This window comes from Yersinia aldovae ATCC 35236, from assembly GCF_000173735.1.
GTDB lineage: Bacteria > Pseudomonadota > Gammaproteobacteria > Enterobacterales > Enterobacteriaceae > Yersinia > Yersinia aldovae.
On the sequence record NZ_ACCB01000005.1, the window covers coordinates 14,830 to 35,938 of the forward strand.

Genomic DNA, 21,109 nt, shown 5'->3' on the forward strand with positions numbered 1-21,109 from the left:
ACGTTGGGGATCATAAGCAGATGAATAATGGGTTGTGGCGCAATAAGCTATCTAAAATCAAGGTAAGAGTAAAGTAGCTCGCGGGTGTCACGCTACTTGAGCCATAAGGTTTTTTCCCTTTGTCTTCAAGACAATCGACTATGATTGCTGACTCAACAGTGTTATCTGTAGTAGCAGTATGAATGAATTATACCCTTCGTCCTTGAAGCTGTAGGGTTGCTGGCTGCGCGCACTTACCGAATCACTAAACCCATTGCTGGCAGCCTACCTGCAACGTCAATGACTTTGGGTATAGCATTGGAGGCATAACATGTATCTTGAACGCGTAGATATTGTCGGTTTTCGCGGTATTAATCGTATTTCATTGAGCCTTGACGACAATACCGTATTAATCGGTGAGAACGCTTGGGGTAAATCCAGTTTATTAGATGCCCTCACTCTGCTTTTGTCCCCCGAACCTCAGCTTTATCATTTTACGGCACAGGATTTTTATTATCCGGCAGGGGATGAGCGTGCTAAGGAGCGTCATCTACAGGTTATTTTTTACTTTTTGCGAGAAAGATATCGGTCATTGGCGTGCTCCGCGTTATCGGCAGTTGGCCCCGTTATGGAGCCAAAGTGATGATGGCCTGCATCGTATTTATTATCGTGTTGAAGGTGAATTGGCAGATGATGATACCGTGTGTACCTGGCGAACCTTCCTTGATATAGCAGGGCTACCGCTGGCATTGCATGATATCGAAAAATTGGCGCGTGCAGTTATCCGCATCCACCCGGTTCTACGCTTGCGAGATGCCCGTTTCATGCGTCGCCTACGCAGTTCGACCGCTGAAAATAGCCAGAAACCAGATAAAGCCGCCTTGAACCAGCAGTTAGATCAGCTCAGCCGCCAGTTGGTTCGTAACCCGCAAAAACTGACCAACACCGAGTTGCGCCAAGGGCTGGAGGCGATGCGCCAACTGCTGGAGCACTACTTTGCCGAGCTTGGAACGCAATCACCGGGTCTGCATAACCACCGTTACCGGCAGCAACCCGATCGTGAAGCCTGGCAGGCTTTAGATAACATCAACCGCATGGTGGCTGAGCCTAATAGTCGGAGTATGCGTTTGATTCTACTTGGGATGTTTTCTACGTTGCTGCAAGCAAAAGGGTCATTAAGCCTTGATCCTCACGCCCGCCCGCTGTTGTTGGTAGAAGACCCGGAAACCCGCCTACACCCAATCATGTTGTCTGTCGCTTGGGGGCTACTCAGTCAGTTGCCACTTCAGCGCATCACCACCACTAATTCTGGCGAACTAGTGTCGTTAGTTCCGATTGAAAGCATTTGCCGGCTGGTGCGTGAATCGGCCAAAGTCGCCACCTACCGTATTGGCCCGCGCGGCATGAGTTCTGAAGACAGCCGTCGAATCGCTTTCCATATCCGCCTCAACCGCCCCTCCGCCTTCTTTGCCCGCTGTTGGCTGCTGGTTGAAGGTGAGACAGAAATATGGCTGCTGAATGAATTAGCGCGCCAGTGTGGTTATCATTTTGAGGCCGAAGGGGTAAAGGTCATTGAGTTTGCACAAAGTGGTTTACGCCCGTTATTGAAATTTGCCAACCGGATGGGGATACAGTGGCATGTCCTGACTGACGGTGATGATGCGGGTAAAAAATACGCCGCCACAGTGCGCAATATGGCGGAGAGCGAGCGCGACTACGAGCGGAACCGCCTCACTATCTTACCCGCGCCGGATATGGAGCACTTTTTGTACCGCGCGGGTTTTGATAAGGTCTATCACCGTATTTCAATGATCCCACCGAATGCCAAAATGCAGCCTCGTAGGGTGATTGAAAAAGCCATACACCGCACCTCCAAACCAGATTTAGCCATTGAAGTGACCAATCAGGCCAGAGACTGGGGAACGGAGTCAATCCCTCCATTGCTGAAAAAAATGTTCTCTCGTGTTGTCTGGCTGGCAAGAGGGCGAGCGGATTAGTGTACTTGATTGACTCCAGCCGTGTGGAAATGCGCGGCTAGCCCACAGTCTAACTGCTCAAGTAGCTGATAGCGGCGACGATATTCGGCCCGTTTTTTACTCGCAATATCTTCGATAGGTTTACGTGCAATCCGGCACGGCAAGTTGAAATGACCCTCAGCACACTGTTTTGCGCCAAGTGAAAGCCAGAAGCTATCGTAATCGGCATGTAATTTATCTTTCTTTTTAGCCCGGTAGCGCCAGTTCTGATAAATGTGCGTGGCATTCCCTACGGCAATAATTTGAGTAATTCCCATCAACTCAGCCAGATTGCAGGCTGCCTCCAATACCAGGCGTTTTGGGAACAAGCCGTGACAAGCTTTGGTGCTGAGATGAATCTCGCTATGGGGAGTGTCAGTGTCCGCACCTTGTAACCCACCAATAAATAACGTTTTTTGTTGCTGGTAATAAAATAGACTGAAAGTGAGCAGTGCCAGATCTTGTTGTTGCTCATTAGTCAGCATCAGCGTAATTTCGCCTTCTTTATTGAGTTTTGGAATAACGCCCAAATAAAGCGAATATTTTTCGCCATTCTTGCCGATAAGTTCAGTCAGTTTATAAGGTGACCGGTGCATGTAACCCTGACGTAATGACTCCGGGATACATTGATTTATTAGCTCAAAATGATCCTGCAATACACCTAGCTTTTGTCGGTTATTGAAAGTATTTGCCAGATAGGGGCGATGCAATTTACAAGGCAGGTCGGGTTGCGCTTGTAACATGCTGTTTATAAAGGGCTGTTGAGCTAAAGTGCCAAGAAAGTCAAGTGTCAGTTGGGGGCTGATGAGCGTTCTGAGCAGAAATTTAAGTCGAAACCGTAATTCTTGCCATGAGCCACCCAAAGCTTGATGACCTTGGAATAATAAGGTTATTAACCCCAACGATTAATATTATCAGGGACTGGCGCGGTGTTATCGATGTTATGCATGATTAAGTCCGTTTTCATCGTTCTATTTATTTACAACGCTATTGAACCAAACGGGAACTAAACGGTACGTAAATGCATCTTAGATCCCTGCAGTGGTACGGCGAATATTGATAGTTGGTTTAATTAAATGAGAGTTTCTGATGCTATTTTTAGCTGATATGTTTTCTGGTAGTGGCCGTCACTGCTATTTTTAGTTGTTTAATAAGTTTGTAAATAATAAGGAAGGTAACTTAGTTGATGCAGTTCAGTAGAAGCCAACGCCGATGGTTTAGTGCAATTGCCGTATTGATTATTAGCGGTTTTTTCATTATCAGGCACTTGATGGCACCCGAACCGGTGCAATACCAAACGGTTAAAGTTGCCAACCGTGACCTGCAACAAAATGTACTGGCAACCGGTAAACTGGATGCGGTACGAAAAGTGGATGTCGGAGCGCAGGTAAGCGGCCAACTGGAAAAACTGTATGTAGAAATCGGTGATCAGGTTAAACAGGGGCAATTGCTGGCGATGATCGATCCGCAAGCAGCACAAAACCAGATCAAAGAAGTGGAGGCGACATTGCAGGATTTGAACGCCCAGTTAGCGCAGGCAAAAGCCGAAGCGCAACTGGCTGCTGTCACGCTGCGTCGCCAGCAGGAACTGGCGAAATTGCAGGCGGTGTCACGTCAGGACTTGGACCAGGCCAGTACCACACTGGCGGTAAAAAATGCGCAGGTTGAGACGATCAAAGCGCAAATCAACAAGACCAAAGCCAGTCTGGATACGGCCAAAATCAATCTGGATTACACCCAAATTTCTGCGCCGATGGATGGCGATGTGGTGCAAATTACCACTTTGCAAGGCCAGACGGTGATTGCCGCACAACAGGCTCCGAATATTCTGACATTGGCTGATATGAGCACCATGCTGGTGAATGCAAAAGTATCGGAAGCGGATGTTATCCACCTGAAACCGGGGATGAAAGCGTCATTCACGGTATTGGGTGACCCCGGTAAACGCTTTGATGGCGTGTTGAAAGATATTCAGCCGACACCAGAAAAAGTGAACGATGCTATTTTCTACTCGGCCCGTTTTGAAGTGCCAAATCCTGACAGGTTATTGCGCCTGCAAATGACTGCGCAAGTATCAATTCAATTGGCTAATGTTCAGCAGGCGATAGTGATCCCATTGTCTGCATTAGGTGAGGCGCTCGATACCAATCGCTATCAGGTAACTGTTTTGAAGGACGGAAAAGAAGAGAAACGTGAGGTCACTATTGGTATCCGTAATAATGTTGATGCACAGGTGATTTCCGGTCTCAATGTCGGTGAGGACATCATCGTTAGTCGCGGTGGCACGGAGGACGCATAATGACGGTATTGCTTGAGTTAAAAGGCATTCGTCGTAGCTATCAGTCCGGCGAAGAAACCGTTGATGTGTTGCAGGACGTCTCGCTGACAATTAACGCCGGTGAGTTGGTCGCGATTATCGGAGCCTCCGGCTCGGGTAAATCGACGCTGATGAACATTTTGGGGTGTCTGGATAAACCCAGTGCGGGTGTCTACCGTGTCGCAGGGCAAGATGTCGCAGAGCTGGACAGCGATGCACTGGCCGCCCTGCGTCGTGAGCATTTTGGTTTTTATTTTCCAGCGCTATCATCTGCTGCCGCATCTCAGTGCGGCTCACAATGTGGAAGTGCCTGCGGTTTACGCCGGTTTAGGCAAAAATGAGCGCCGGGAGCGGGCAAACATGCTGTTAACCCGCTTGGGGCTGGGTGAGCGGGTGAGTTATCAGCCCAATCAGTTATCCGGTGGTCAGCAGCAACGAGTCAGTATCGCCAGAGCCTTGATGAATGGCGGCCAGGTGATTCTTGCTGATGAGCCGACAGGCGCATTAGATAGTCACTCCAGCGTTGAGGTTATGGCTATCCTCAAACAACTTCAGCAGCAGGGACATACGGTAATTATTGTTACCCATGACCCTAACGTTGCGGCGCAGGCTGAACGGATCATCGAAATAAAAGATGGCCGTATTATGGCGGATTCCGGTTCGAAAACAGTGCCAAATATCGTGATATCTGAACCGATGAGTCTGACACCACCAGCCCCGTCATGGCAGCAGTTGGTTGGCCGTTTTCGTGAGGCGCTGTTAATGGCCTGGCGCGCTATGTCAGCTAACAAAATGCGTACCGCTCTGACCATGCTGGGGATCATTATTGGTATCGCCTCGGTGGTTTCCATCCTGGTGGTGGGGGATGCGGCCAAACAGCTTGTTCTGGCGGATATCCGTGCGATTGGTACTAATACTATCGATATTTATCCGGGTAAGGATTTTGGCGACGACGATCCCAGCACCCGCCAGGCTCTGGTCTATGACGATATGGCGGCTTTGCAGGCTCAGCCTTACGTTAGCGCCGTCTCCCCCTCGATTACCAGTACTATACGGCTGCGTCGCGGCAATATTGACGTGGCCGGCAGTGTATCAGGTGTTAGTGAACAGTATTTTAAAGTCTACGGGATGAAGCTTGAACAAGGAACCGCCATTACCCGCGAGCAAGTAGAACGGCAGTCGCAGACGGTAGTGGTTGACCGTAATACCCAGCGTCGTCTATTCCCTAACATGCAAGATGTGGTCGGGCAGGTGATATTGATTGGTAATATGCCCGCCACCGTGGTAGGGGTGGTGGAAGAGAAACAATCTATGTTTGGTAGTAGTAAAGCGCTGCGGGTATGGGTGCCTTATAGCACAATGGCCAGCCGTCTAATGGGGCGCTCTTATTTTGATTCGATCACTGTTCGGATCAAAGAAGGTTATAGCAGTAAAGAGGCTGAACAGCAGTTGATCCGGTTATTAACCATGCGCCACGGCAAGAAAGATATATTCACATACAATATGGATAGTTTGCTGCAAACCGCCGAAAAGACCACTCGTACCATGCAATTGTTTCTCACTTTGGTGGCGGTTATCTCGCTGGTGGTGGGGGGGATTGGTGTTATGAATATCATGTTGGTATCGGTGACCGAACGGACCCGCGAAATAGGGATACGCATGGCCGTTGGTGCGCGTTCCAGTGATGTTATGCAGCAGTTTTTAATCGAGGCGATTCTGGTCTGTCTGGTGGGCGGGGCGCTTGGTATTAGTTTATCTTTCGCCATCGGCTTGATTGTGGAAATGTTCTTACCTAACTGGCAGATCGCTTTCCCACCGCTGGCCTTATTCAGTGCGTTCTTGTGTTCAACTGTGATTGGTGTGGTGTTTGGCTACCTACCCGCTCGCAGCGCAGCGCGGCTTAACCCTATTGATGCCTTGGCTCGTGAATAAAAGGGGGGCAGGTGCCAGAAGGTTGATCCTGAATTATATGGCCGCATATTAGAGGTATGAAAAATAAAAATGCCAGCCCATTAATGATGGCTGGCATTTTGAAACATAATTGATGTTGCATCGTAATTAGCTGCCTGGAAAATGCTTTGACGTCAGAATATCTGCGATAGTGGCCTGCCAGTAATGACTGGGCGGAACAACGCACGGCGTCAGGCTAAAGCAGAGAGTTCCTGTAGCGCGGCTTCAGGTGATATTACATCCAATACAAGTGGAACAATCAGGCTGGCGTGGTTTCCTTTTGGCCCCTGATGAACATCAAAATTAACCATCTGACCGGCTTTTAATGTTCGGTATCCATCCATCTGGATAGTTGAATAGTGAGCGAAGATATCTTCGCCGCCGCCCTCAGGGCAAATAAAGCCAAAGCCTTTAGCATTATTGAACCATTTAACAGTACCCGTCTCCATACTTCTACGTCCCTCGCAAGGCTATTCTAGTTTGAGATGAGGTAATTACTGGTTAAAGTGAGCGGAACTTGGTTAAAACTCCAACAGCTCACGAAAGTACACTCTAGTGGAAATGGCCTTAACGTCAAGGGGCAGCTTTTATCTGGTAGAGCGAGTTCTTCAAAGTTTGATGCAGCTAACGCTATTACGTTTACTTGAATACAATTTCGCCGTTATTGAGATTATTACCCCTACTTTTTCTCTGGCGGCGTTATGGCATGAGTGATGTTAAAATAATAATAGATATCTGCATCAAATGGTCTTATAACCGGAGTGAGGTATTGCTCTTGTGTGGTTCAGTATAGCGATGGGCAAGCAATGGGTAACAATAATGATTGGCTGAATTTTGAACATTTAGTCAAAGATAAGTATAAAGAGGCGCTAAAACCGCCATCTATGTATAAAGTTATATTAAACAACGACGATTACACACCGATGGAATTTGTGATTGACGTTCTGCAAAAGTTCTTTTCTTATGATATTGAACGTGCAACACAATTGATGCTCAATGTGCATTATCAAGGAAAGGCGATTTGTGGTGTCTTTACTGCCGAAGTGGCAGAGACAAAAGTCGCACATGTAAATCAATACGCCAGGGAGAACGAGCATCCGTTGCTTTGTACGCTGGAAAAAGCCTGATTAAGGCAATTATTGGGAGGTGCCTATGCTCAATCAAGAACTTGAACTCAGTCTCAACATGGCTTTCGCCAGAGCGCGTGAGCACAGACACGAGTTTATGACAGTGGAGCACCTGTTGCTGGCATTGCTGAGCAATCCAGCCGCGCGGGAAGCGCTGGAGGCATGTACAGTTGACCTGGTAGCCCTACGCCAGGAATTGGAAGCTTTTATCGAACAAACCACACCGACATTACCTGTCAGTGAAGAAGAGCGTGACACCCAGCCTACGCTCAGTTTCCAACGCGTGTTGCAACGTGCGGTATTCCACGTTCAATCCTCGGGGCGCAACGAAGTCTCGGGTGCAAACGTATTGGTCGCCATTTTCAGTGAACAAGAGTCTCAGGCGGCCTACCTGTTGCGTAAGCATGATGTCAGCCGTTTGGATGTGGTGAACTTTATTTCCCACGGTGCTCGTAAGGACGAACCGGGCCAGGCTCCGAATGCAGAAAACCCAGTGAATGAAGAGCAGGCTGGAGGGGAAGACCGTATGGAGAACTTCACCACCAACCTGAACCAACTGGCCCGCGTGGGTGGCATTGACCCTCTCATTGGCCGCGATAAAGAGCTGGAACGTGCTATTCAGGTTCTGTGCCGCCGGCGTAAAAATAACCCACTGTTGGTCGGGGAATCCGGTGTCGGTAAAACAGCTATTGCCGAAGGGTTGGCCTGGCGTATCGTGCAGGGTGACGTTCCGGAAGTGATGTCCGAATGCACATTATATTCACTGGATATCGGCTCGCTGTTGGCTGGCACCAAATACCGTGGTGACTTTGAAAAACGCTTCAAGGCGTTGCTGAAACAGTTAGAAAACGACAAAGATAGCATTCTGTTTATCGATGAAATTCATACCATTATCGGTGCCGGAGCTGCCTCTGGTGGGCAAGTCGATGCCGCTAACTTGATTAAGCCGCTACTTTCCAGTGGTAAAATTCGAGTCATTGGTTCAACCACGTATCAGGAGTTCAGCAATATCTTTGAAAAAGATCGCGCCCTGGCACGTCGCTTCCAGAAGATAGATATCACTGAACCGACGCCGGAAGAAACGGTTCAGATTATTAATGGCCTAAAACCAAAATATGAAGCGCATCATGACGTGCGTTACACCGCGAAAGCGATCCGTGCAGCAGTGGAGTTATCGGTCAAATACATTAATGACCGCCATTTACCGGATAAAGCCATTGATGTGATTGATGAAGCCGGTGCGCGTAGCCGTCTTATGCCAATCAACAAACGCAAGAAAACCGTTAATGTGTCTGATATTGAGTCGGTGGTTGCTCGTATCGCTCGTATTCCGGAAAAAACAGTTTCTGCCAGCGACCGTGATGTGTTGAGAAACTTAAGTAGCCGCCTGAATATGTTGGTATTTGGTCAAGATAAAGCTATCGATGCTCTATCAGAGGCAATCAAAATGAGTCGTGCAGGGTTAGGGCATGACCATAAACCTGTTGGTTCATTCCTGTTTGCCGGGCCTACCGGTGTCGGGAAAACCGAAGTTACAGTGCAATTGGCCAAGGCTCTGGATATAGAGCTACTGCGCTTTGATATGTCTGAATATATGGAACGTCACACAGTCAGCCGCTTGATTGGTGCGCCTCCGGGCTATGTTGGTTACGATCAGGGGGGGTTGTTGACGGATGCGGTTATCAAACATCCTCATGCCGTACTGCTGCTGGATGAAATTGAGAAAGCCCATCCGGATGTATTCAACCTGTTATTGCAAGTGATGGATAATGGTACTCTGACCGATAACAATGGCCGTAAAGCGGATTTCCGCAATGTCATTTTGGTCATGACCACCAATGCCGGTGTACGAGAAACACAACGGACGTCGATTGGTTTCAAACAGCAAGACAACAGTACCGATGCGCTGGAGGAGATCAAAAAAATATTCACACCGGAATTCCGTAACCGGTTGGATAACATTATTTGGTTCAACCACTTATCTCCTGCGGTTATCCAGCAGGTCGTCGATAAGTTTATTGTTGAGTTGCAAGCACAGTTGGATGCCAAAGGTGTGTCACTGGAAGTCAGCGACGAGGCACGCGATTGGTTATCTGAAAAAGGCTATGACAAAGCGATGGGAGCACGACCAATGGTTCGTGTTATCCAGGAAAATCTGAAAAAACCGCTAGCAAACGAGCTGTTGTTCGGTTCGCTGGTCGACGGTGGTTCAGTGACTGTTGGGCTTGATAAAGAGAAACAACAACTGGCTTATGAGTTTCAGAGTGCGCAAAAACGCAAAACTGAAGGCGCAGTGCATTAAGTTAGTGTGTTATTAATTAGATAATAATTAAAGTAAAGGGCGGTAAGCTAATATTAATAAGCTTACCGCCCTTTTTATTTCCCACAATTATGATTTTTGCATGTCACTTTTGTTTTTTACACTTAGTAAGTAGCGCTAAATCGGTAAACAAAAGAAAACGCAAAACACCCTTGCCATAAGTTGGAAGGGCGTCGGAGGGGGCTATATCCTCAACGTTCGCAAGTCATGGACTGGCGACAGATTAGCCTATTAACGGGCACGGAAGATAATGCGGCCTTTGCTCAGGTCATACGGGGTCAGCGCTACAGTGACTTTGTCACCCGTCAGGATGCGGATATAGTTTTTACGCATTTTACCTGAGATATGAGCGGTTACCACGTGCCCGTTTTCCAATTCAACACGGAACATGGTGTTCGGCAGCGTATCAAGAACGGTGCCCTGCATTTCAATATCGTCTTCTCTGGCCATCGAATCCTCTAGGTGTAACTACCTTAGTTTTTAACCGGCAAGATAATGCCGAAAAACCCACATTATGTAAAGAAGTGTTGGCGGTCATCACACCATTTCAGCAAAAAGAGTCTGCCGGTAAGAGGGGATAAAGCCTAATGTGGGGTACATTCTCAACGGTTGATCTTTACTGCATCGCGGATGAAAAATTCAACGATTGCGGTAACCAGCATTCAGCCGGTAGTGGACTAAACTGGAGTTGACTCAACTGCTGCATAAAAAAATCGCGTGGGATCTCAATCGCACCCAGCGACGCAGTGTGAGCGTTGAGGACCTGACAGTCAATCAGTTCTCCACCCTGACGGGTAAAATGATGACAAAAAACCATTAATGCACTTTTTGAGGCATTGTCCGCACGGCTAAACATCGATTCTCCGCAAAACAACTTACCGACGGTGATACCATACAAACCACCAACTAGCTCATTTTCCAACCAAACTTCCACGGAGTGGGCGTGGCCCAACGCATGTAACTGGCAATAAGCTTGCTGTACATCATCGCCAATCCAGGTTCCTTCATCACGTAGTGAAGCGCAAGCATTGACCACATCAGCAAACGCATGATTGAGGGTGAAACGGTAAGGGCAGCGCCGCAGAAAACGTCGCATACTACGGCTGATGTGCAAATCTTCAGGAAATAACACGGCACGCGGGTTCGGTGACCACCATAGAATCATCTCTCCGGGGCTAAACCAAGGGAATATCCCCCGTTGGTAAGCCGCTAGCAGACGTGGAACCGATAAATCCCCCCCCAGTGCCAGCAAACCATTAGGTTCGCGCAGGGCCAGTTCAGGGGAGGGGAACGCAAATGATTGAGAAGAGAGTGGTGTGATGCGCATAAATCCCCTTGGTGATGCTTACAGGCCCATATATTGGTCATACTTAAAGTTGCATGTGCGTTGACTGGCTTCAGTCACCCCATCCACCTACTGATGTAAGCGGCTGGGGATTAATGGCCCTCATCCATTAGGTTTACCCTATGGGTGGCTATATCTGTGTTCAAGTCGATACAGGAACGATCGATCGTTTATTTTGCCCAGCTGCAACTCTAATTATTCTGGGTATCATCAATAACAAATAAGACTGCTTTATTTTCAGCAGGTTTACTTAACATTAGCTATAAATCTACTGATTATCAGCCCGTGTTCAGTTACTTTGCTCACATATAATCACTGCATCAATGCCGCTGATGGAATTGATAATAGCGCCCTTTGCTCAGCAATAAGCTTTGGTGAGAGCCTTGTTCGACAATCTTTCCACCATCCATCACGCAGATTCGGTCCATATATTCCAGTCCGTACAAGCGGTGAGTGACAATGATCACGCTCTTGTGCTGACAATGCTGTCGCAGTAGTGCCAGAATCTGTTGTTCAGTTTCGGCGTCCAGCCCTTCTGTAGGTTCATCAAGTAGCAGTAACGGTGCAGAATGCAGTAAGGCGCGTGCAATCCCTATCCGACGCTGTTCTCCACCGGATAGTGGGCGGCCACCATCCCCCATCCAGGCATTCAGACCCTCACTGTTATCGAGCAAATTAGCTAATCCTACTTGTTCCAAAACAGCTTTCAGTTGCGCATCTGAGGCGGTAGGGCAGGCGAGCAATAGATTTTCACGCAAGGTACTGCTGAATATATGCACCCGCTGGCTGACCACGGTCATCATCTGGCGTAACGCTGTTTCATCATAATTGGCTACGGGTTGCCCATTCAGCGTGATAGTGCCTTCAGTCGCATCCCAGGCACGGGTTAATAATTGCAGGAAAGTAGACTTGCCGCAGCCAGTGCGGCCCAGTAGCGCAATATGCTCTCCTGCTGCCAGTGAGAGCGATATGTTTTGCAAAACAGGTAAGGGTTGCTGTGGGTAAGTAAAACTCAACCCTGTCACTTCCAGCGCCACCTGCGAGGCCACTGCCGGGCCACTGACTGGGAATGTCACTTCAGGTCTTTGATCCATCAATTGCCTGACTCGTGTCGCCGAGGCGATAACCTGCCCCAAATGCTGAAAGGCACCGGCTACGGGGAGCAGCGCTTCAAATGCCGCCAACGAAGTGAAGACAAACAGTGCCAGCAATGCACCTGGCTGGCTATTACCGCCGACACCTTGAGCTGCTAACCACAAAATGAGGGTGACGGTCAGACCGGACGCTAGAATCATCAGCGCCTGTGCTAACCCAGCTAGCGATGCTTGCTGCTTCTGACGGCTCATCCAACGTGATTCAATTTCTTCCAACGAATGACGAAAACGCTGTAGGGCACCGAAGACCAATAATTCGGCCTGCCCCTGTAGCCAAGAGGTCAGTTGCGAGCGGTAACGGCCACGTAAGTCAGTAAGGTCACTGCCGATGGGCTTACCGGCGCGGTAGAAAATCAGTGGTATCAATAACAGGAGACTAAGTAGGATAGTGCCCAGCGTCAGCGCCAGGTTGACATCCAGATAGCTCAGCCCAAAAGTCACAGCAGCAATAATCACAATAGCTGCCACTAACGGCGATATCACTCGCAGATAGAGATGGTCAAGGGTATCGACGTCAGCAACCAAACGGTTCAGCAATTCACTTTGGCGAAATCGGGCAATACCGGCAGGTGAAAGCGGCAGGATTTTTTGAAAAGCAAATACCCGCAGATGAGCCAGTACGCGGAACGTTGCATCGTGACTGACAACTCGCTCGGCATAGCGCCCCGCAGTACGAGTTATCGCCGCGCCTCTAACGCCAGCGGCCGGTAGTAGATAATTAAACGTGTATAGCCCTGCTGGGCCGACGATGGCAGTTCCTGCAAGAAACCACCCGGATAATGTCAGCAATCCGATGCTGGAAAGCAAGGTGATAATTGCCAGCACAATACCCAGACAAATCAGGAACCAATGGCGGCGATACAATGCCAGGAAGGGAAGTAGGACGCGCATGATTAAAGCTCCTCACTGCGGTGGGACAGCAGATTGGCAAATGAACCGTCAGACTTGCTGAGGGTGGAGTAATCGCCTTGCTGAATTAGAAGACCTTTATCCATAACCCAGATTTGATCGTAACCCAGCGTATCTTCTAACTGATGTGTAACCAGCAGCGTCGTCTGCCTACGTGAAGCGTCCCCCAACGCGTTCATCACCAACTGCTCGCTATGGGCATCAAGGCTTGCGGTTGGTTCATCCAGTAGCAATAAGCGACATGGGTTTAATAGCGCTCTGGCGACAGCAACGCGCTGCGCCTGGCCAACAGATAGGCGCGCTGAATGATCACCAACCTCTGTATTTAACCCTTGTGGCAAGTCAGCGAGGAATTCATTGATATAAGCACGTTCCACCGCTTGCTGTAATTGACTTTCAGAGGCATCAGGCTGCCCCAGTAAAATATTGGTGGTCAGTGTTTGTTCTGGCAAATGTGGATTTTGGCCCACCCAGCTTAATTGGCTGCGCCAGCGTTGCGGCTCCAACTCACGTAGTTCGACACCGTTAACTTTTAGCGAGCCACGATAAGGTAAAAAGCCCAGTAGCAAATTGAGTAACGAACTCTTGCCCGCGCCACTCAACCCAACCACCGCTACGCGTTTGCCTGCGAGTAGTGAAAATGTCAGTGGCCCGGCGAGACAAATACCACTCGGTGCCAGAATTTCTAATTCGTGAGCTTCAAGGGCCACCGCCTCTTGACCATCCAGCACTTTTTCACCCAGGCCGATAGACTCGCTTTCACTACTCAAAAATGTGACTAATGACTCTGCTGCGCCGACTGCTTGGGCTTTTGCGTGATAGAACGTACCTAAATCACGTAACGGTTGGAAGAACTCAGGAGCGAGAATCAGCACCAAAAAGCCAGCAAATAGGGTTACGCCGAAACCATAGCTGCCAAAATTAAGCTCACCCAGATAAGAGAAACCAAAATAGACCGCAACGATAGCAATGGATATGGCAGCGAAAAATTCTAATACTGCCGAAGAGAGAAACGCCATACGCAGTACTTCCATAGTGCGACGGCGAAAATCTTCTGAAGAGTCGCGAATTTGGTCGGTTTCAGCTTTGGCGCGATTAAATAACCTTAGCGTGTCTAGCCCGCGCAAGCGATCAAGAAAATTACCGCTTAAGCGTGCCAGTGCCACAAAATTACGGCGATTGGCATCGGCAGCGCCCATACCGACCAGTGCCATAAACACCGGTATCAGTGGTGCAGTCACAAACAAGATCAAGCCTGCCGCCCAGTTGATAGGGAAGATGGCTATCAGAATCAGGATGGGAATAAAGACCGCCAGATACATTTGTGGCAGATAGCGGGAGTAGTAGTCCTGCATATCTTCAATTTGTTCGAGAATGATGGTTGCCCAACTCCCGGCAGGTTTGCCCTTCACCCACGATGGCCCCAGTTGCTCTAAGCGGTCTAATACTACTTTGCGGATTTGTTGACGTACGCGCATACCGCAAATGAAGCCTACCCGTTCACGTAGCCAACTGACCACGGCTCGCGCGGCAAAGGTTCCGGCCAGCAGCCAGAAATCAGCAGTCAGAGCTGTGCGGGGGAGCTTGTCAATAATCAGGGCTTGCAGCAAGGTTGCCAACAACCACGCTTGAGCGATAATCAACAACCCGCTGAGCAAGCCAAGTAACATGGACAGGCGGAGCCAACGTTGCGCGGGGGCGCTCTGTTTTTTCAGCCAACGAATCAACTCATACTGTCTTGTTTTATTCATCAGGCAATTTGTCTGCTTACTATTTGGTATGAAATCTATGAATGTTTGCCATCATTGATGATGGTAAACCAGCGAGGGGCAATATTACCTCGTCATGCCATGAGGTGAAACCATAATGCTTGTGATAGCCGCCGCATTACCAGAGATCTATAATTTGCTGTTTTTCATTGACATGCCACTGCACGAAATTAAGCACAAAACAGAAATGAAAACGGGCAGCTCACTTATCGCAAACCACCCGCTATATTAAATTTGAATCAGTATGCCGAAATGTTATTTATCGTTCACTAACCCGTCCAGATAACGTTCTGCATCAAGGGCAGCCATGCAACCGGTACCGGCAGAAGTGATTGCCTGACGATAAATATGGTCCATGACATCGCCCGCAGCAAACACGCCCGGAATTGAGGTCTGTGTGGCATTACCTTGCAGACCAGACTGAACTTTGATGTAGCCGTTTTCCAGCGCCAGTTGGTCACCAAAGATGGCGGTATTTGGGCTATGACCAATCGCAATGAAAACACCCGCAACAGCAATTTCTTCTGTTTCACTGTTTTTGGTGGATTTCAGGCGCACACCGGTGACACCCATGTTATCACCCAAAACTTCGCCCAGCGTGCGGTCAGTGTGCAATACGATATTGCCGTTTTTCACTTTTTCCATCAGGCGGTCGATCAAGATTTTTTCTGAGCGGAAGCTATCACGGCGGTGAATCAAATGAACTTCAGCGGCGATATTGGCCAGATACAATGCTTCTTCAACTGCGGTATTTCCGCCACCGACCACCGCGACTTTTTGATTGCGATAGAAGAAACCATCACAGGTTGCACAGGCTGAAACCCCTTTCCCTTTAAAGGCTTCTTCTGAATCCATCCCCAGATAGCGTGCCGATGCGCCAGTTGCGATGATCAAGGCATCACAGGTGTACTCATGGCTGTCACCAAACAGACGGAACGGACGGTTTTGTAAGTCGACGCTGTTAATATGGTCGAACACAATCTCTGTTTGGAATTTCTCTGCATGTTCACGCATCCGTTCCATCAGTGCAGGGCCGGTCAAGCCTTCAGCGTCACCAGGCCAGTTCTCAACATCGGTTGTGGTGGTCAACTGACCGCCTTGTTCCATCCCGGTAATCAATACAGGTTTTAGATTGGCGCGGGCAGCATAAACCGCTGCGGTATAACCCGCAGGACCAGAACCCAGAATAATTAATTTGTTATGTTTAGCCGTACTCATGAATACCTCTTTCCCACAATGGCGGACAATGTTAACGATTGTAGGGAAAATATGGCATTAAAAAAAGCAGGCAAAAATGTTGTTAGCGATTAGTTTGATAGGTGAAGCCTATTTAATAGACAAAATGTATTAAGAATCGGCGGTTAGCGAATCAAGGGATTAAAACAATTAATAAATTTATTGGAATTATATCTTAAAGTAATGGCTAAAATTGTCCGAATTGACTTAAACCCCATAAAGTATGTGGCTTGTGAGCCGATAGCTGAAAATATAGCCTGATTATCCGTAAGCCTTTTTGCGCCATTTTATGGCAATTTAGGGGGGATAAAATAGGTCAGGAATGACCCTGGGGATTTTAATTCTGGCACGTTCTACTGATTTAACTTCTTTTACTTTGACAATCGGCTGTGCATTTGCGAAAACATCTATGGAAGAAGAAATTATCTGCGCGCCATAATTTCAGATTTGGTATCAATGATACCAAACGAAAACCCTGGAATGTTTTCGCTTAATGCTGGATGGCATGTGGAGTAAATGCTCGAATAACCACAGGGGGGATGTATCTGTGGTTGTTTGTTGTGATGTTTGTCTCTTCTTCTAACGCTAATAATCTTCGAGTGCCTCGCATACAGTTGGACAGACAAGGTGTGAGATAACAACGTGTTGATATATTTGCATAAAAAGGCTGCGGGTCGTTGTCTGCAACAGGTTCTGAAAGTATTTATCACTAAGAGCATGTCGCGGACTTAAGGAAAATAAGAGAGACTAATAAGATGATAGATAATAAAAAACGCCCGGGGAAAGAGCTTGACCGTATAGATCGTAACATCCTGAATGAATTACAAAAGGATGGGCGCATCTCTAACGTTGAGCTTTCAAAACGAGTCGGGTTGTCACCAACACCATGCCTGGAACGTGTGCGCCGTTTAGAGCGACAGGGCTTCATTCATGGCTATACCGCGTTGCTAAATCCACAATATTTGGATGCGTCACTGCTGGTTATTGTTGAGATTACTCTGAATCGTGGCGCTCCGGACGTGTTTGAGCAATTTAATGCCGCTGTTAAAAATCTTGAGGAAATTCAAGAGTGTCACCTGGTTTCTGGCGATTTCGACTACTTGTTGAAAACCCGTGTACCGGATATGTCTGCGTACCGTACTTTACTCGGTGAAACCTTGCTTCGCCTGCCGGGTGTCAACGATACCCGTACCTATGTAGTCATGGAAGAAGTGAAGCAGAGTAACCGCTTGGTAATTAAAACGCGGTAAACAGGCAGGTGCAAAACCTGAGTAATTTGGTTACACTCCTGTTTATTCATACAGTTTCAACGCCGGGAGGGTTCTCGGCGTTGTCGCTCATACTAGTCAACAGGAACCTGGAGAGCCTTTCTTGAGCCAGGAATATACAGAAGATAAAGAAGTTACCCTGAAAAAACTTAGCAGCGGGCGACGTTTGCTTGAAGCCGTTTTGATTGTGGTGACGATTTTGGCAGCATACCTTATGGCTGCGCTGCTCAGTTTTAATCCGTCAGACCCAAGCTGGTCTCAGACTGCATGGCACGAACCTATCCATAATCTTGGTGGGGGTATTGGGGCGTGGATGGCCGATACGCTGTTTTTCACCTTTGGCGTCTTTGCATACGCGATCCCTCCTATTATGGTGATATTGTGCTGGGCTGCATTCCGTCAGCGTGACGCCAATGAACATGTGGACTATTTTGCGCTTTCATTGCGTCTAATTGGCACATTAGCCCTGATTTTGACCTCATGTGGTCTTGCCGCGCTCAACCTCGACGATCTCTATTATTTCGCCTCTGGTGGCGTGATTGGCAGCTTGTTCAGCAACGCCATGTTGCCGTGGTTTAATGGTGTGGGAGCAACCCTGACTTTGCTCTGTATCTGGGCGGTTGGTCTGACGCTATTTACCGGTTGGTCATGGTTGGTCATTGCGGAGAAGATAGGAGGCGTGGTTCTCGGCTCCGTGACATTTATGACTAATCGCTCACGTCGTAAAGAACGTTATGACGATGAGGATGATGACTATCGTGTCGGTGAAATTGAGAGTGAAGAGTCAGCGCTGGGTATCACTGCAAATAAAGCTGTCGCTGCGGTCACACTTGCTGCATCAACGGCTCATGCCGATGACGACGTGTTGTTCTCAGCGCCATCGGCAACAGAAATGGCTACCGATGGTATTGAACAGAGTCCATCATTGACTGCTGACACAGAAGATAATTACGACCCATTATTGAGCAGTTTGCGTGCTACAGATGATGATAATCAGGCCGCGTTATCTTCTGCATCTGCGGCTATGCCAGCACCACCGGTAATCAGTCACAGCGCAGCACCGATGACGGCTAACACATCGGTAACGCCACCGTTATATTCGTTTGAAATTCCGCAAGATACGCCGTCACCAGGTCAGACGCGTGCCGCTACACTGGAACGGCCTGAACCGCAAATGGGGAGTTGGGATACACCACCATCCACAGCCAACCATTCACCGTTCGATTTTTCTGCCGCACAGCGCCATAGTGATCAGGTTGATAATACCTCGTATAGTGCCCCAGGTTTTGGCCGCAACCTTGATGGTTTGGCAGCATCTGGCTCTATAAGTAACCCATTAACCATTCCTGACAACGCCCTGTCGTCGGGGGCTGGTATTGCAGCCGCAACCACCGTAGCTGCAACCTTTATGCCAGCCTTTACCGCGACCAGTGATAACAGTTCTCAGATTAAGCAGGGGATTGGCCCTGAGTTACCTCGCCCTAATCCTGTGCGTATTCCAACGCGGCGCGAGTTAGCCTCTTACGGTATCAAATTGCCCTCTCAGCGTATGGCTGAACAGGAACAGCGCGAACGTGGTGAGGAGGATGTTCAGCCTCAATACCAGGCATCTGAGCTGGATGTAGGGGTTACATCTGAAGATGATGATGCATTGCAGCAGGCTATTTTGCGTCAGGCTTTTGCTGATCAGCAATCAGAACGTTATGACCAGCAATCTAATGCTGAAACAACATTCTCTTCGACGAGCATTCCCGATGCTGAAGATGAGCAGGCTTTGGAAGAAGCTGCGTTGAGGCAAGCCTTTGCTGCACAGCAGCAACATCGCTATGGTACTGTGGATAATCAAAATGTAGCGAGTGAAAGGCGTTCAGTTGATACCGGCAATGCATTCACTTTTTCACCGGTTGCCGACCTTGTGGATGAGCCTGCGCGTGAGCCGCTGTTTACGTTGTCACCGCATCCGGAAGAAACTACGCCTTCAGCGGCCGAAGACGAAGAATTTAGGTCGGGTTATGTTGAGCCGAGTCCAACCCATCACCCTTCACCGTATCAAGCGCACACTGGGCAATCTTTGCCCGTTCAGGCTACACCTGTACAACTGCCAGTAACGCCGACAACAGCTTCTAATCAGGTGGCGCAACAGCAGCCTACGCCAGCAATGGACAGTTTGATTCATCCATTCTTGATGCGTAATGATCAACCGCTAGTCAAACCGACAACACCATTGCCAACGCTTGATCTGCTTTCTTCTCCGCCAGTGGAAGAAGAGCCGGTAGATATGTTTGCTTTGGAGCAAACTGCGCGTCTGGTTGAAGCGCGGTTAGGTGATTATCGGGTAAAAGCGGAAGTTGTTGGCATTTCTCCGGGGCCGGTCATTACTCGTTTTGAATTGGATCTGGCTCCTGGTGTTAAAGCTTCACGTATTTCTAATCTTTCCCGTGATTTGGCGCGCTCGCTGTCAGCTATTGCTGTTCGTGTGGTGGAAGTGATTCCGGGCAAACCTTATGTCGGCCTTGAATTACCAAACAAACATCGCCAGACAGTTTATCTGCGCGAAGTACTTGATTGCGCAAAATTCCGTGATAATCCATCACCATTAGCTATCGTACTGGGTAAAGATATTTCCGGGCAGCCAGTGGTGGCAGATTTAGCCAAAATGCCTCACTTGCTGGTGGCGGGTACTACGGGTTCAGGTAAGTCGGTTGGGGTCAATGCGATGATCCTGAGTATCTTGTATAAAGCCACCCCGGAAGATGTACGCTTTATCATGATTGACCCGAAAATGCTGGAGCTGTCTGTGTATGACGGCATTCCTCACCTGTTAACCGGTGTGGTTACTGATATGAAGGATGCCGCGAATGCATTGCGCTGGTGTGTCGGTGAGATGGAGCGCCGCTATAAACTGATGTCGGCATTAGGTGTGCGCAATCTTGCCGGTTACAACGAGCGAGTGGCACAAGCTGAAGCGATGGGGCGGCCAATTCCAGATCCGTTCTGGAAGCCCTCTGATAGCATGGATATATCTCCACCAATGTTGGTGAAATTGCCATACATCGTAGTGATGGTGGATGAGTTTGCTGATCTGATGATGACAGTGGGCAAAAAAGTTGAGGAACTGATTGCTCGTTTGGCGCAGAAGGCTCGTGCTGCGGGTATTCATCTGGTATTGGCAACACAGCGACCGTCGGTGGATGTGATTACCGGCTTGATTAAAGCTAACATTCCAACCCGTATCGCTTTTACGGTATCTAGCAAGATTGATTCACGCACCATCCTTGATCAGGGCGGTGCAGAGTCGTTGCTGGGTATGGGGGATATGCTGTATATGGCACCTAACTCCTCAATACCGGTGCGCGTCCACGGTGCCTTTGTCCGCGATCAGGAAGTTCACGCCGTGGTCAATGACTGGAAAGCCCGTGGCCGTCCACAATATATCGAGAGTATCCTCAGTGGTAACGAAGAGGGTGAAGGTGGCAGTTTGGGGCTTGATAGCGATGAAGAACTGGACCCGCTATTTGATCAGGCAGTAAGTTTTGTCCTTGAGAAGCGCCGTGCGTCTATCTCTGGTGTTCAGCGCCAGTTCCGTATCGGTTATAACCGTGCTGCACGCATCATTGAGCAGATGGAAGCCCAGCAGATTGTCAGTACGCCGGGCCATAATGGTAACCGTGAAGTTTTAGCACCACCGCCTCATGAGTAAAACTTTGCTCTGAAGTTCTT

At 48.6% G+C, this 21,109-nt stretch carries 11 protein-coding genes and 3 pseudogenes; 7 read left to right on the top strand and 7 right to left on the bottom strand.

All coding sequences use genetic code 11. From position 1 onward, the window contains the following. Positions 1 to 310: 310 nt before the first annotated feature. Positions 311 to 1,976: pseudogene (locus tag YALDO0001_RS03570) on the top strand (ATP-dependent endonuclease). Here the strand turns inward: YALDO0001_RS03570 and YALDO0001_RS03575 are convergent. After that, a pseudogene (locus YALDO0001_RS03575) lies at positions 1,973 to 2,943 on the bottom strand (VirK/YbjX family protein). The pseudogenes YALDO0001_RS03570 and YALDO0001_RS03575 sit on opposite strands and share 4 nt — an antisense overlap. A 237-nt stretch (positions 2,944 to 3,180) precedes the next feature. Between YALDO0001_RS03575 and macA the strand changes: the two are divergent. Next, complete coding sequence (macA, locus tag YALDO0001_RS03580; RefSeq protein WP_042839362.1) at positions 3,181 to 4,293, top strand: macrolide transporter subunit MacA; 1,113 nt, start codon at positions 3,181 to 3,183, stop codon at positions 4,291 to 4,293. Further along, a pseudogene (gene macB, locus YALDO0001_RS03585) lies at positions 4,293 to 6,243 on the top strand (macrolide ABC transporter ATP-binding protein/permease MacB). The gene macA and the pseudogene macB overlap by 1 nt, the downstream one beginning before the upstream one ends. Before the next feature lie 209 nt (positions 6,244 to 6,452). Here the strand turns inward: macB and cspD are convergent. Further along, positions 6,453 to 6,710 carry a cold shock-like protein CspD gene (cspD, locus tag YALDO0001_RS03590; protein ID WP_004699966.1) on the bottom strand — a complete coding sequence of 86 codons (258 nt, stop codon included), beginning with the start codon at positions 6,708 to 6,710 and terminating at the stop codon, positions 6,453 to 6,455. Between the two features lie 357 nt (positions 6,711 to 7,067). Between cspD and clpS the strand changes: the two genes are divergently transcribed. Both clpS and clpA read left to right on the top strand, forming a co-directional pair. After that, entirely contained in the window at positions 7,068 to 7,388 is a 321-nt protein-coding gene (gene clpS, locus YALDO0001_RS03595; protein ID WP_004699970.1) for an ATP-dependent Clp protease adapter ClpS, read from the top strand. A gap of 25 nt (positions 7,389 to 7,413) precedes the next feature. Then, the gene (gene clpA, locus YALDO0001_RS03600) at positions 7,414 to 9,690 is read left to right on the top strand and encodes an ATP-dependent Clp protease ATP-binding subunit ClpA (protein WP_042546300.1); all 2,277 of its coding nucleotides are present in this window, start codon (positions 7,414 to 7,416) and stop codon (positions 9,688 to 9,690) included. 249 nt (positions 9,691 to 9,939) lie between these two features. On the opposite strand, the gene infA is transcribed toward clpA, so the two are convergent. The 5 genes from infA to trxB form a co-directional block, all read right to left on the bottom strand. Beyond that, positions 9,940 to 10,158 carry a translation initiation factor IF-1 gene (gene infA / locus YALDO0001_RS03605; RefSeq protein ID WP_004699974.1) on the bottom strand — a complete coding sequence of 73 codons (219 nt, stop codon included), beginning with the start codon at positions 10,156 to 10,158 and terminating at the stop codon, positions 9,940 to 9,942. 166 nt (positions 10,159 to 10,324) lie between these two features. Continuing rightward, positions 10,325 to 11,035, bottom strand: a complete 711-nt coding sequence (aat, locus tag YALDO0001_RS03610) for a leucyl/phenylalanyl-tRNA--protein transferase (protein WP_004699976.1) — start codon at positions 11,033 to 11,035, stop codon at positions 10,325 to 10,327. A gap of 338 nt (positions 11,036 to 11,373) precedes the next feature. Beyond that, positions 11,374 to 13,098: a heme ABC transporter ATP-binding protein/permease CydC gene (gene cydC / locus YALDO0001_RS03615; RefSeq protein WP_004699977.1), complete on the bottom strand. Its 1,725-nt coding sequence runs from the start codon at positions 13,096 to 13,098 to the stop codon at positions 11,374 to 11,376. A 2-nt stretch (positions 13,099 to 13,100) separates the two neighbouring features. Then, positions 13,101 to 14,867, bottom strand: a complete 1,767-nt coding sequence (gene cydD, locus YALDO0001_RS03620) for a heme ABC transporter permease/ATP-binding protein CydD (protein WP_004699980.1) — start codon at positions 14,865 to 14,867, stop codon at positions 13,101 to 13,103. 273 nt (positions 14,868 to 15,140) lie between these two features. Continuing rightward, on the bottom strand, positions 15,141 to 16,103 hold the full coding sequence (gene trxB, locus YALDO0001_RS03625) for a thioredoxin-disulfide reductase (protein ID WP_004699983.1): 963 nt from the start codon (positions 16,101 to 16,103) through the stop codon (positions 15,141 to 15,143). Positions 16,104 to 16,876: 773 nt separating this feature from the next. Here trxB and lrp point away from each other — a divergent pair. Continuing rightward, a complete protein-coding gene (lrp, locus tag YALDO0001_RS03630; protein ID WP_002211340.1) occupies positions 16,877 to 17,371 on the top strand; it encodes a leucine-responsive transcriptional regulator Lrp in 495 nt (164 codons plus the stop codon). A gap of 121 nt (positions 17,372 to 17,492) precedes the next feature. Beyond that, positions 17,493 to 21,089 (top strand): DNA translocase FtsK, encoded by a 3,597-nt coding sequence (locus tag YALDO0001_RS22630; protein ID WP_004699988.1) that lies wholly within the window; start codon positions 17,493 to 17,495, stop codon positions 21,087 to 21,089. Positions 21,090 to 21,109: the final 20 nt, after the last annotated feature.